Consider the following 12,515-nt stretch of genomic DNA (forward strand, 5'->3'; position numbering starts at 1 on the left):
GAGGAAGCAGACACATGTATAACGCAACAAAATGGCTCGACAAAGTGGTAGACGTCGATAGCGGCGAGGTCATTCAGGCCGGAACCGATCAGAGCGCCGCCCACTTCAACAACATGGAGAGCGGGATCACAGACGCCAGCGTGGCCGCTGCCATGCTCCTGATCGCAGCCGGAGAGCTCCAGTCTCAGACAGAGATCGAGCGCCACGTCGTAGAACTGAAAAACACGGCGAGCTATCCGTTCAACAACTCCACTAAGACCGTGAGCCTTGCGATCACTCGCGACAACACAGACTACACCGTGGACGCGGATATTCAGGCCCACACCGGAAATGTCGGCGAGATCCAGATCTACGACAAGCAGCTCAACGGCTTCAAGGTCAAGTACGACGGAAGCGCCGAGAGCGCCACCCTTATTTTAAGAATCAAAGGAGGTAAATAAACCATGGCAAAAATCAACGACGTGCAGGTGATCGAGAAGAACACCGGCGAAAAGATCCAGTGGGAGCAGGACGGCTACCGTCTCAGCTTCGACGACGACGCGCTCAGCGTCAAGGTTACCAAGTATCAGGGCGACGAGGCCCGCACCCTCGACGTGTGCATGGATCGCGGCGGTGATCTCATGCTCGGCACCCAGCCCGGCGGCCGCTATGTGGCCCAGATCGAGATCCCGGCCGCAACCTATACCGAGACACCGATCGAACCGCAGGAAGGCGCCGACGAGTCCGGCGATACCAACCGCCAGACCGTAGAGCACACAAAGAACCCGCTCGACATGGCAGAGGTGAAGCTGATCCTCTGGAGCATTGAATAAGCAGAAAGGAGCACAAGAAAATGGCAAATTTTGACCTCACCAATCTGGCAGTAAAAATGATCTGCCCGAACAACGTCGTCAAGACAGACGACACCGATCTCCCTTCCGTTCTGGTGTATATCCCGAAGTTTAAGAACTCGGACGTACTCACCGGCGGAAATGACAGCACCCACCCGGCCTTTATCGTCAACGGCGTGGAAATCCCCGGCTTTTACTACGGCAAGTATCAGGCCAAGGTTTACAACTCCGTAGCGTACAGCCTGCCGGGCGAAGATCCGACCGCAAGTATCAACTTCGACACCGCACGCGCACGCTGCGAGGCCAAGGGCGCAGGCTGGCACCTGAGCACTAACGCAGAATGGGCCGCGATCGCTCTCTGGTGCAAGAAAAACGGCTTCCTCCCGTATGGTAACAACAACTACGGCAAAGACAGCCGCGAAAGTAATTACAAAGCCGCGCCGAGCTACTACGAAAGCGGCAAGATCGCGAGAGTTGCAACTGGTACCGGCCCGATCTCATGGAGCCACGACAAGACCATGGCTGGTATCTGGGATCTGAACGGCAACGTGTGGGAATGGCAGGGAGGAATCCGCCTTGTTTGGGGTGAGCTTCAGATCCTCGCAAACAACGACGCAGCCGATCCGGACAACCCTCAGAACGCAACGAGCACATGCTGGAAGGCTATCAACGCCGCAGACGGCGCCCTCGTGGATCCTGAGAGCAAGACGACCGACAGCTCCGCCCATGTTTCCGGTAAAACCGTAAAACTGGACTATGTGAACAACAAGTGGACGTACTCTACTTCGATCACCAACGCCAAAGATGAAAGCCGAAGCTGCGCCTTTTATCAGGTTGCTGCCGACAGCTCGATCGGAGACGCTGCCAAGGTTATGCTGCGCGCTCTCGCCCTTCTCCCGGACTCTGACGTCACTACTGACGTATACGAGGGCGACTACATGTGGTGGAATAACGGCGTAGCCGAGCGCTGCGTGTTTCGCGGGGGCCGCTGGTACTCCGGTGCGAGCGCTGGTGTGTTCTACCTCGGCGGCCACAACTCCCGCGGCGGTGTGGGCACGGGCCTCGGCTTCCGTGCCGCTTATATCCCGGAAATCCGGTAATCTGGCAATCTGAAAATCTGGCATGAGGGTGGCCCACCAAGCCACCCTCTACCCTTTTAAGGAGTAACAACATGGACAACTTACAACTGCGGCAGCGTATCGTTCGGAGCATGATCCGGGTGAGCGAACGCACCGCAAATATGAGAAAACCCGAAAAATTCGAGTATCGCAAGCACATGACGGCGGCGTTCATGGATATGCTGGAGCTCTGCATTGAGGCCAACCGGGCCAGAGGCTCGCGCCGGGTAGAACTCCAGAACAAAATGGACACCAAGCTGGACGTGCTGCGCTCTCTCGTAGACACGGCAGTTTCTCCGGAGGATCGCCTGATCTCTCCGGGGCTCCACGAAATATGGAGCAAGGAGCTGAACGAAATCGGGCGTATGCTCGGCGGCTGGAAAAAGTCGAACGAGTAAAGCCCGTGGGGAATGTGTCGAGATAAAGGAGGCGCTGCGTGTTTCGCGGGGGCCTCTGGCCCAACGGTGCGTCCGCTGGTGTGTTCTGCCTCAGCGGCATCGACTCCCGCAGCTGTGTGGGCACGTACCTCGGCTTCCGTGCCGCTTATATCCCGGAAATCCGGTAATCTGGCAATCTGAAAATCTGGCATGAGGGTGGCCCACCAAGCCACCCTCTACCCTTTTAAGGAGTAACAACATGGACAACTTACAACTGCGGCAGCGTATCGTTCGGAGCATGATCCGGGTGAGCGAACGCACCGCAAATATGAGAAAACCCGAAAAATTCGAGTATCGCAAGCACATGACGGCGGCGTTCATGGATATGCTGGAGCTCTGCATTGAGGCCAACCGGGCCAGAGGCTCGCGCCGGGTAGAACTCCAGAACAAAATGGACACCAAGCTGGACGTGCTGCGCTCTCTCGTAGACACGGCAGTTTCTCCGGAGGATCGCCTGATCTCTCCGGGGCTCCACGAAATATGGAGCAAGGAGCTGAACGAAATCGGGCGTATGCTCGGCGGCTGGAAAAAGTCGAACGAGTAAAGCCCGTGGGGAATGTGTCGAGATAAAGGAGGCGCTGCGTGTATCGCGGGGGCAACTGGAACAACGGTGCGAACGCTGGTGTGTTCTACCTCAACGGCAACAACTCCCGCAGCAATGTGAACACGAACATCGGCTTCCGTGCCGCTCTTGCCTTATTTGTTTATTTTCTGAGGGCCAAGGCCCAGCAGAAACACCAAGGCAAAAGGGATGCATTTCCCGGCCGACAAGGCCAAAGATACACGCTCGTGCTGCTCTGCCGGTGGAGGCCGCCGGGGACACCGAGCAAACCGCGCAGGCTGGCCGTTGTCTGCTATGCGGGCAGAAGGGGGATCCGGATCCTGCGGCGTGGCGACCGCAGAGGAAAGATCTCGCCGAGGAATGTCACAACGCGGGCCATAATTATGACAACACAAGGAGGAACGAGGACATGGATCCAAGAAACCAGCCCTCCCTTCTGGAGAGAATATACTCGTGGGAGAATCTTCTGGACGCATACCACGAGGCAGCAAGCGAGAAGTGGTACCGCAACGACGTGACCGCCTTCGCGGCGAATCTGGAGGAAAACCTGATCAGTATACAAAACGACCTGATCTGGCACACCTACAAAGTGGGCCGGTACCGGCAGTTCTACGTCCATGAACCGAAGAAACGGCTCGTCATGGCTCTGGGCTTCCGGGATCGTGTCGTGCAGTGGGCGATCTACCTCCAGACAAACCAACACCTCGACAATGGCATGATATACCACAGCTACGGGTGCAGGGTGGGAAAAGGAACCACCAGAGCAGCCGACCGGCTTCAATACTGGTGCACACTCGTGGATCGGAAGCCGGGCAAATGGTACTACCTGAAACTGGACGTATCAAAGTATTTTTACCGGGTGGATCACCGGGTACTGCTCGACATACTCCGCCGGAAGTTCCCGAACGAGGACGGCTACCTCTGGCTTATGGAAACAATTATAAATTGCGACCATACACCCTTTGGACTGCCTCCGGGAAAGTCCGCCGACGAGATCCCACCGTCTGAAAGACTGTTCGAGGTAGGTATGCCGATCGGAAACCTCACGAGCCAGCTACTCGCGAACGTCTGCCTCAATGAGCTGGATCAGTATATCAAGCACGAGCTGAAAGCCCATTTTTACGACAGATACATGGACGACATGGCGCTGCTCTATCCTGACGCGGCCACACTGAACCGGTGGAGGGTTGCGATCGAGAAGTATCTGAACGAAGTCCTGCACCTCGAATTGAACAGCAAAACCACGATCGGACTCGTCAAGCACGGGATCACCTTCGTGGGCTGCCGAATCTATCCGGGGTACCGCAAACCGACAGCTCAGTCGGTCAAGAAAATGAAGGCACGTATGCGCTACATAGCGAAAGAGTACGAGGCCGGGCTGATCGACTTCGACGCGGTAGACGCGACCATGCAGAGCTACTTCGGACTTATGGGCCACTGCTCCACTCACGGGCTCCAGAAATGGATCGAGAAAAATATTATTTTCAAACGCAAAGAAATGGCAGACATAGAGCTGCCGCAGGAGGTGACACAATGGGAATTGAATCAGTTTTGATCGCCTGCCTTCCTTCGGCGATCACTGGGTTCTGCTTCTGGTGTATCGAGCAGAAAATCCAGAAACAGAGCAAGAAACTGGAGAAGGAAGAAAAACAACGACGAGAAGCTCAGGACAAGCGCGAAAAGCTCCACGAACAGCAGGAGCTTTTTTTAGTGCAGGGAGTAAACGCCGCGATCGCCCTCGGAGAAGCCACGGCCAGAGCCGTGCAGCGGATCCCGGACGCGAACTGCAACGGTGATATGCACGCGGCCCTCGACTATGCCGCCAAGGTCAAACATGATCAGAAGGACTTCCTGACGAGGCAGGGGATCGAATCTATTTATGAAAGCTAAGGAGGTGACACCATGACTGAGGAAACGCTGGAACCGGTAGAAACCGAAACAGATCCGGAGGAACGGATCCGAGAGCTGACAGCCGAAAACCGTCGGCTCCGGAAGCAGATCAAACGAATGAGAGAGGCTGCAGCCACCAGCAAAAAGGTGGAATTTTCAAAAATTATTTTCTGCGGCGCTTCAATCGTGACGATCTTAATTACCGTCTTTTCCTGCTGGATTATTTACTCCACCATGGACACCTCAGCCCTCGCCTACCTGATCCCGGCCGTGTTCGCTGAAATGGCGAGCGCGACCGGTTTTTACTACACGAAGGCCAAGGCTGAAAACAAAATCAAATTGATGAACGCCAACGGCGTGCAGCCAGAGGCGGACAACTTCAACGACTTCTAAGGAGGTGGAACATGTCACTCATTGGAAAAAACAACGAGGAAAAGATCTGGAATTTCCTCACCGGCAAGGGCCTGAACTCATACGGGGCCGCCGGACTCATGGGAAACCTGTTCGCGGAGAGCGGGCTCAACCCTCACAACCTCCAGAACACCTACGAGAAAAAGCTCGGCTATACAGACGACGACTACACCGACGCGGTGGACTCCGGAAAGTATACCGGCTTCGTGCATGACTCCGCAGGCTACGGCCTCGCGCAGTGGACATTCTGGAGCCGCAAGGAGGCGCTCCTGAATTATGTCAAGGCTGCCGGTGCCTCGATCGGAGATCTGGAAACTCAGCTCGGCTTCCTCTGGAAAGAACTCGCCGAAAGCTACACCGCGGTGCTGGCCGTGCTGAAAAAAGCCACCAGCGTGAGACAGGCTTCCGACGCCGTGCTGCTCAAATATGAACAGCCAAAGGATCAGAGCGCCAGCGTCCAGACGAAGCGGGCCAGCTACGGGCAGACCTACTTCGACAAATACGCAACCAAGACAACCAACGACACACAAGGAGGTAAAACCATGAGCAATAGTTCATTAGTGGACTGCACAGTTTACAGCCCTAACCACAGCGGAAAGAGAACCCACTCGATCGACCGTCTGACACCGCACTGCGTAGTCGGCCAGTTATCTGCCGAAACGATCGGCGCCTGCTTCCCTAAAGGCAGGGACGCAAGCTGCAACTACGGGATCGGGTACGACGGCCGCGTCTGCCTGATCGTGGACGAGTGCAACCGGAGCTGGTGCAGCTCCAGCAACGCAAACGACCAGCGAGCGATCACGATCGAGTGCGCCAGCGATAAGGCCGAACCATACGCCATGAAATCCGCAGTTTACGAGAAATTGATCAAGCTCTGCGCTGACATCTGCAAGAGAAACGGAAAAACGAAGGTGCTCTGGCTCGGCAGCAAGGAGAAGGCTCTCGCATACGAGCCGAAGGCGAACGAGATCGTCCTCACCGCGCACCGCTGGTTCGCGAATAAATCGTGCCCCGGCGACTGGCTTTATTCCAGATATGGGGAGCTCGCCGACAGAATCAACGCACTGCTCGGCTCTACTGACTCCGGCAACTCCGGCGGAAATAATACCCCGTCCGGCGGTTCCGGCGTGAAATACTACGTCCAGACCGGCGCCTATAAGCAGAAAGCAAACGCCGACGCTCAGCTCAAAAAGGTGAAGGCTGCCGGTTTTGACGCCATTCTCAAACAGTCCGGCGGCTTCTACAAGGTACAGACCGGCGCCTACTCCAAGAAAGAAAACGCCGACGCCGAAGTCAAAAAGCTGAAAGCGAAGGGCTTCGACGCAATCGTAACGACCGACGGCGGAAACGCTGCCGGATCTGCAAGCTCTGAGATCAAAGTCGGCGACGTGGTTCAGTTCTCTGGTGGCCCTCACTACGGAAGCACTGCAGCTTCGACTGCTGCCGGATCTCCGAAAGCTGGCCCGGCCAAAGTCACCAGAATTGTGAAGGGCGCAAAGCACCCGTACCATATCGTACACACTGACAGCCAGTCCAATGTCTACGGCTGGGTGGACGCGGCCAACGTCTCAAAATGAGCACGGCTGCCAGTGTCCTGCTGCTGATCGTGGCCGTGGCCGTCCATGCGATCTGGATCCGCTCCCTCGTGGAGTGGGACGGCTCACCGTGCGACGCAGCAGACTGTAAAAACTGCCCGTACTATCCGGGAGAAAACAGAAAGGAGAACCAACACCATGAACGAAGCTATGACTCAGATCCTCAACGCAGCGACGCCGATCCTCTGCCTGCTCATTACTGCCGGTGGCGCCTACCTCGTGGCGCTGCTCAAACGCCAGACAGCCCAGATCGAGAAAGATCTGGACAATGAGACAGCCACCAAATACATGAACATGGCAGTGGACGCCGTAGCTCAGGCCGTGGCCTACACGGCCCAGACGTTCGCGGACTCACTGAAAGCCGAGGGCAAATTCACCAAAGAGAAGCAGCTCGAAGCCTTCGAGAAGTCCAAAAACAAGACACTGGAGATCCTCGGCGACACAACCGTGGCCGCCCTCCGTGAGATTTACGGCGACTTCGACGCATGGCTCGAAACCAAGATCGAGCAGGTATGCAGAGAAACCAAGGCCGCCAGCGAGTCCCAGATCAAGGCAGCAACGGCCGACGCAGCAACAACCGCGGCAAGCGTAGCGGCAACGATCGCCACCACTGCGGTGCAGCAGCTCGCAGCCGAAGCTCCGGCCGCTGAATCTAAAACAGAATAGGCCCCTGACATGTTCAGGACATAAAGAAAGCCCGGCGGGAGTGTTATCTCCTACCGGGCTATTTTTTATAAGCAGGCCAGCGCCGCCTTGTATGCCTTCGATCTCGTGTTTGGCTTCTGGAAGTCGTAGCGATCGCGGCCCTCCACCGACTTCGCAAGAGCGGGATCCGCCGCCACCTGATCGGCAAACTGGCAAAACTTCAAATACTGCGGAGCTTTTCGAGGATCCGCCAGACCGGAACTGGCCACACTGGCAGCAACTGCATGGGCGAAAAGGATCGCCTTCTCCCTGATCGGAAGTTGGCAAACCATACAGTCAAGCAAGCCACCCTCTCCGGCCAGCGTAGAAAAGCAAACGCCGCAGCTCTGAGCATACTCTACAAGACCGGGAGCGGGATCCTGATCGTCTCCGATCTCTGCCCTGCTGATCAACGCGGTGGCGTCCACAACCGTGCAGCCTTCCGGCAGACGAACACCAAGATCTGCGGCGTACCGCTGCTGCTTTTCAGACGGCGGGAGGAACGGGATCACCTCAACGCTCTGCGGATCCACACAGCCAAGAGCTGCCGCCTTCTCTACTGCTGCCGCTTCTGAAATGGCGTCCACCTTTTTGTACTTTTTCTTTCCTGTCCCCGGATCTTTTCCCCAGATCCCAAAAATTCCATAATTACAAAACCCGCCGAACGGGCCCTTCTTTCCAACCATGCCATGCCCTCCTAATTCTTTTTTGCGTTTATTCGCTTTTAGTCATGTTTGGGATAATTATAGGCGCCCGGCCATGGTAAAGTCAAGAAGCTATCAGTCATGTTTGGGATAAAGGAGGGTGAAAGGTTGAAACTCTACAAGCACACGAATGGAACGTGCAACGCCTCCGGCCCTGCGATCCGGGCCCTCCGCGAAAGGGCGGGAATATCTCAGGAACAGCTCGCCGCCAAGTTGCAACTGGCTGGGCTGAATCTGAATCAGAAAGCAGTGAGCCGGATCGAAACCGGCGACCGCGTGGTGCCGGACTTCGAGCTAAACTATTTTGCGACAGTGCTCGGCGTGCCAGTTTGCACACTGCTGGAATATGAAAAATGAGGCGGGAAACCGTCTCTTTTTTTATGCGAAAAAGTGCGAAAATGCAGGAAATGAGCTTGACTATATACACCCGTAGGTGTATAATAATATTACAAGGTAAGGGAAAACCTGAGTAAGAAAAAAGGAGGAAAACAGAACAAGCGAAAGGAGGACACAACGGTGGACGAACAGAAAGAAAAGCAAACAAAAGAACTGCTCGAAGTTCTCGAAAAGGCTTTAAGAAGTGAAGCGGTGGAACGGATCACGATAACAATAAAGCCAAATCAAAAACCTAAGCAGTCCTAAAGGCTCGGCGGTGGGAAATTCCCACCCACCGCCTTTATTATATCCACCGGCTACAACAAAGTCAAGAAGGAGGCCGACACATGGAAATCACGGTAAAGGTAAATTATAAAAACGAAAAACTGCAAAAGCTCAGACAGGCCGCTGGCCTCTCCCAGTCGCAGCTCGCGGAAGCCGCCGGGGTAAACGTCCGAATGTATCAGAAATATGAACAGGGCGACCGGGATATAAGCAAGGCGCAGCTCTCCACGCTGCTGCGGATCTGTAAAGCACTGAGTTGTAAACTCTCAGATATAGTGACAGACGCGGAAACGTCCGAGCTTTTAGCAGAGTATGAGAAATAAGCACCACACATTCAAGGGGGCGGCTTCGGCTGCCCCTCATTTTTTGTATATTGGAGGTAAACCCATGAGAAGATTCAAACACCTGAGCAAATCCGACAGGATCCGGATCGAAACCCTGAACAATGACGGCAAGACTCCGAAAGAAATCGCGGAAGTTGTCGGCGTGCATATTAGCACAATATACCGCGAGCTGCAGCGTGGACAGTACACGCACCGGAATAGTGACTGGACAGAGGAAACCCGATACAGTTCAGACCTCAGCGAAATGAAATACCGGGCCAACCTTGCGGCCAAAGGCGCCGACCTGAAAATCGGAAACGATCGCCGCCTCGCTGAATATATAGAAACCAAGATCGCAGACGAAAAGTACAGCCCGGAGGCCGTGCTGGGAGAAATCAAGGCGCAAGGGCTCCGGTTCAACATAGAGATCAAGAGCAAAAACACCATTTACAGTTATATCGAGAAGGGGATCTTCCTCAGACTCACAAACAAAGACCTCCCGGTCAAGGGTGACAAGAAGCGCAGCTACCACAAGGTACAGACTCAGAAACGCGCACCGAAGGGCGAAAGCATAGAAAAGCGCCCGGATATAATCGGCGAGCGCTCCACCTTCGGGCACTGGGAAATGGACACCGTAGTGAGTGCCAGACCGGGAAAGGCTGCGATCCTCGTCCTGACCGAGAGACTCACCCGGAATGAGATCACGGCCAAACTCCCGGACAAAAGCGCGGCCAGCGTGGTGCAGGCCCTCGACGATCTGGAAAAAGAATGGGGTGAGCTTTTCCCTCGCGTGTTCCAAACAATCACCGTAGACAACGGCAGCGAGTTTGCGGACTGCCCCGGCATAGAGCGCAGCATACTGGCGGAGGGATCCCGGACGAAGTGCTACTACTGCCACCCGTACAGCTCATACGAGCGCGGAAGTAACGAGAACCTCAACAAGATGATCCGCCGCTGGCTGCCAAAGGGGACGAACTTCGACGAGATCGGCGCCGAAGTGATCCAGACAATAACAAACTGGCTGAACAACTACCCGCGGAAGATCCTCGGATTTTTGCCAGCCAGTGCAGTATTTCAAGAGCAAATGGACGCCCTTTTGGGGGCCTGATAAAATTTATTTAATTTTTTTCGCATTTACTCTTGACTTTTCCCAGTTTTTCCCGCCTTTTTCTGCAGCTTATGCTTTCTTTTCCCCGTCTTTGTTTTTGAGCCCTCTCGTGTTTTTCTGAACAAGGGGTCTGGCCATCATGACCTGGTGGCCGCAGCCCATGCATCTGAGTCTGAAATCAGCTCCCACTCTGAGAATCTCCCACTCCTGGCTTCCGCAGGGATGGGGCTTTTTCAGTTTTACAATATCTCCAACCTCGTATACCATGTTTCTCTCCATAAATCCATATTTTCCTGATTCGGCTCTCCCGCCGCTGTTTTCTCTTCTGTCCTCTGCTTTCCTTGCCTCCCGCTCAGCAGGATGCCAGAATCCTGTCAATTTCTTCCTGTTCACCGCTATCCAGAGGTTTCTGGAAAAGGATTTTTACATTCTCCGCAATCTGCTCCGGGCGGCTTGCCCCGATGAGGACAGAGGTAACTTCCCTTCTCCTGAGCACCCACATAAGGGCAAGCTGGGCCAGAGACTGCCCTCTCTCCCCGGCGAACCGCTGAAGCCTTTGTATCTTTTCCCGGTTTTCTTCCTTAATATATCTCTCTGCAACCGTTGTGCCCTTTTTAGCCGCCCGGGAATCCTCCGGGATTTTGGTCAGGTATTTTCCGGTCAGCGCTCCCTGGGCCAGAGGGCTGAAACAGATGCAGCCGGCCCCATTCTCCTCCAAGGCTTCCAGCAGGCCGTCCTCCGGCCACCGTTCCAGCAGATTGTAACGGATCTGGTCCACCAGACACGGCGTGTGAAGCTCCCGGAGAATGGCCGCCGCCTTCCTGGCCTCCTCCTCCCTGTAATTGGAAATTCCCACATAGAGGGCCTTGCCCTGGCGGACGATATCGCTCAGGGCCTCCATGGTCTCCTCCAGGGGCGTCTCCGGGTCCGGCCTGTGGTGATAAAAAATATCCACATACTCAAGCCCCATGCGGCAAAGGCTCTGATCAATGCTGGCCATCAGATATTTTCTGGATCCCCAGTTGCCGTAGGGCCCCGGCCACATCTCATATCCTGCCTTTGTAGAAATAATCAGCTCATCCCTGAATCCCTTCAAATCCTCCCTCAGAATCTCTCCAAAGTTCTCCTCAGCAGCCCCCGCAGCGGGAAAACCGTAATTATTAGCCAGATCAAAGTGTGTGATTCCCAGATCAAAGGCTGTAAGAATCAGCTCTCTTCTCTCCTCCTTTGTCTTTTCCGTACCGAAGTTCTGCCATAGACCGAAGGATAATTCCGGAAGCAGCAGCCCGCTCCTCCCGCATCTTCTGTATTTCATTCTGCCATATCTGCCGCCGTCAGGCTTATAACTGTGTTCCATTGTCCGCCAAGCCTCCGCTCCCCTGATTTATTGTCTTTATTGTCTTTCTCCGCACCGTCTGCCCGGCCTGTTTCTTCACACTCTCTTTATCTCAGGAATCCCTGCAGCCTCTCCAAGCACCTCCCCGATGCTGCCGCAGATCACCAGATCTGCCTGGCTGTCGCGGGCGGTAGCGGACTTATTGATAAGCACCAGTCTGTTCCCCCGGTAATAGTCAATGAGCCCAGCTGCCGGATAGACCACCAGGGAGGTTCCCCCGACAATCAGCATATCTGCATTTCTGATATGCTGGATGGAGCGGGAGAGCACCTGGCTGTCCAGCCCCTCCTCGTAGAGCACTACATCAGGCTTTATGGTTCCGCCGCAGCTGCATCTCGGCACTCCCTCCATGGCCATCACCTGCTCCATGGAATAGAACGTTTTGCAGCGCTCACAGTAATTGCGGTGGACAGAGCCGTGAAGCTCCAGCACTTCCCTGCTTCCCGCCGCCTGGTGAAGCCCGTCAATATTCTGGGTAATGACGGCTTTTACCTTGCCCTCCCGCTCCAGCTTTGCCAGGGCCAGGTGCGCCCGGTTGGGCTTTGCATCGGGAAACAGCATCTTATTTCTGTAAAAACGGAAAAATTCCTCCGGCTTTCTTATGTAAAAGCTGTGGCTTAGAATCGTTTCCGGCGGATACGCGTACTCCTGGCTGTAGAGTCCGTCCACACTCCTGAAATCGGGGATCCCGCTCTCCGTGGACACACCTGCCCCTCCAAAAAACACCACATTTTCACTTTCCTGAATCCACCGCTTAAACTGCTCTCTTTTCTCTCTTTCTTCCATTTTCAAATACC

18 protein-coding genes and 1 pseudogene are annotated in these 12,515 nt (G+C 54.9%); 15 read left to right on the plus strand and 4 right to left on the minus strand.

The genetic code is table 11. From position 1 onward, the window contains the following. Positions 1–14: 14 nt before the first annotated feature. The 11 genes and pseudogenes from LK436_RS00415 to LK436_RS00460 all read left to right on the plus strand — a co-directional run bounded on the left by LK436_RS00415 (position 15) and on the right by LK436_RS00460 (position 7,509). Entirely contained in the window at positions 15–440 is a 426-nt protein-coding gene (locus LK436_RS00415; RefSeq protein WP_008398605.1) for a hypothetical protein, read from the plus strand. 3 nt (positions 441–443) lie between these two features. After that, complete coding sequence (locus tag LK436_RS00420) at positions 444–812, plus strand: hypothetical protein (protein WP_008398604.1); 369 nt, start codon at positions 444–446, stop codon at positions 810–812. Between the two features lie 20 nt (positions 813–832). Next, positions 833–1,930 (plus strand): SUMF1/EgtB/PvdO family nonheme iron enzyme, encoded by a 1,098-nt coding sequence (locus tag LK436_RS00425; RefSeq protein ID WP_008398603.1) that lies wholly within the window; start codon positions 833–835, stop codon positions 1,928–1,930. A gap of 71 nt (positions 1,931–2,001) precedes the next feature. Beyond that, entirely contained in the window at positions 2,002–2,346 is a 345-nt protein-coding gene (avd, locus tag LK436_RS00430; RefSeq protein ID WP_004220709.1) for a diversity-generating retroelement protein Avd, read from the plus strand. 238 nt (positions 2,347–2,584) lie between these two features. Continuing rightward, positions 2,585–2,929 (plus strand): diversity-generating retroelement protein Avd, encoded by a 345-nt coding sequence (avd, locus tag LK436_RS00435; RefSeq protein ID WP_004220709.1) that lies wholly within the window; start codon positions 2,585–2,587, stop codon positions 2,927–2,929. Between the two features lie 427 nt (positions 2,930–3,356). Beyond that, positions 3,357–4,502 (plus strand): reverse transcriptase domain-containing protein, encoded by a 1,146-nt coding sequence (locus tag LK436_RS00440; RefSeq protein WP_227910136.1) that lies wholly within the window; start codon positions 3,357–3,359, stop codon positions 4,500–4,502. Further along, a complete protein-coding gene (locus LK436_RS00445) occupies positions 4,481–4,837 on the plus strand; it encodes a hypothetical protein (RefSeq protein ID WP_008398592.1) in 357 nt (118 codons plus the stop codon). Before LK436_RS00440 ends, LK436_RS00445 begins: the two co-directional genes overlap by 22 nt. Positions 4,838–4,849: 12 nt before the next feature. Next, entirely contained in the window at positions 4,850–5,230 is a 381-nt protein-coding gene (locus LK436_RS00450) for a hypothetical protein (RefSeq protein WP_008398591.1), read from the plus strand. 11 nt (positions 5,231–5,241) lie between these two features. After that, a pseudogene (locus LK436_RS18475) lies at positions 5,242–5,739 on the plus strand (phage tail tip lysozyme); the annotation flags it as partial. A gap of 51 nt (positions 5,740–5,790) precedes the next feature. Beyond that, the gene (locus tag LK436_RS00455; protein WP_347476094.1) at positions 5,791–6,825 is read left to right on the plus strand and encodes an SPOR domain-containing protein; all 1,035 of its coding nucleotides are present in this window, start codon (positions 5,791–5,793) and stop codon (positions 6,823–6,825) included. 156 nt (positions 6,826–6,981) lie between these two features. Next, positions 6,982–7,509 carry a hypothetical protein gene (locus tag LK436_RS00460; protein WP_005933351.1) on the plus strand — a complete coding sequence of 176 codons (528 nt, stop codon included), beginning with the start codon at positions 6,982–6,984 and terminating at the stop codon, positions 7,507–7,509. A gap of 65 nt (positions 7,510–7,574) precedes the next feature. Here the strand turns inward: LK436_RS00460 and LK436_RS00465 are convergent, their stop codons facing one another. After that, complete coding sequence (locus LK436_RS00465) at positions 7,575–8,213, minus strand: hypothetical protein (protein ID WP_008398587.1); 639 nt, start codon at positions 8,211–8,213, stop codon at positions 7,575–7,577. Positions 8,214–8,339: 126 nt separating this feature from the next. On the opposite strand from LK436_RS00465, the gene LK436_RS00470 reads away from it, so the two are divergent. From LK436_RS00470 to LK436_RS00480, 4 genes are all read left to right on the plus strand, one after another. Next, positions 8,340–8,588 (plus strand): helix-turn-helix transcriptional regulator, encoded by a 249-nt coding sequence (locus LK436_RS00470; protein ID WP_330368535.1) that lies wholly within the window; start codon positions 8,340–8,342, stop codon positions 8,586–8,588. 159 nt (positions 8,589–8,747) lie between these two features. Next, positions 8,748–8,873 (plus strand): hypothetical protein, encoded by a 126-nt coding sequence (locus LK436_RS18340; RefSeq protein WP_004220727.1) that lies wholly within the window; start codon positions 8,748–8,750, stop codon positions 8,871–8,873. Between the two features lie 80 nt (positions 8,874–8,953). Next, positions 8,954–9,214: a helix-turn-helix domain-containing protein gene (locus LK436_RS00475; RefSeq protein ID WP_004220730.1), complete on the plus strand. Its 261-nt coding sequence runs from the start codon at positions 8,954–8,956 to the stop codon at positions 9,212–9,214. Between the two features lie 64 nt (positions 9,215–9,278). Beyond that, positions 9,279–10,322: an IS30 family transposase gene (locus LK436_RS00480; protein ID WP_044931628.1), complete on the plus strand. Its 1,044-nt coding sequence runs from the start codon at positions 9,279–9,281 to the stop codon at positions 10,320–10,322. Positions 10,323–10,391: 69 nt separating this feature from the next. Here LK436_RS00480 and LK436_RS00485 read toward each other — a convergent pair whose 3' ends face one another. The 3 genes from LK436_RS00485 to LK436_RS00495 form a co-directional block, all read right to left on the minus strand. After that, positions 10,392–10,601, minus strand: coding sequence for a DUF951 domain-containing protein (locus tag LK436_RS00485; RefSeq protein ID WP_008398579.1), 210 nt, complete (start codon positions 10,599–10,601; stop codon positions 10,392–10,394). 73 nt (positions 10,602–10,674) lie between these two features. Then, a complete protein-coding gene (locus LK436_RS00490) occupies positions 10,675–11,679 on the minus strand; it encodes an aldo/keto reductase (protein WP_008398578.1) in 1,005 nt (334 codons plus the stop codon). Between the two features lie 75 nt (positions 11,680–11,754). Continuing rightward, positions 11,755–12,504, minus strand: a complete 750-nt coding sequence (locus LK436_RS00495) for an NAD-dependent protein deacylase (protein WP_008398576.1) — start codon at positions 12,502–12,504, stop codon at positions 11,755–11,757. Positions 12,505–12,515: the final 11 nt, after the last annotated feature.

Source organism: Clostridium sp. M62/1, assembly GCF_020736365.1.
In the GTDB taxonomy this organism is placed as follows: domain Bacteria; phylum Bacillota; class Clostridia; order Lachnospirales; family Lachnospiraceae; genus Otoolea; species Otoolea saccharolyticum_A.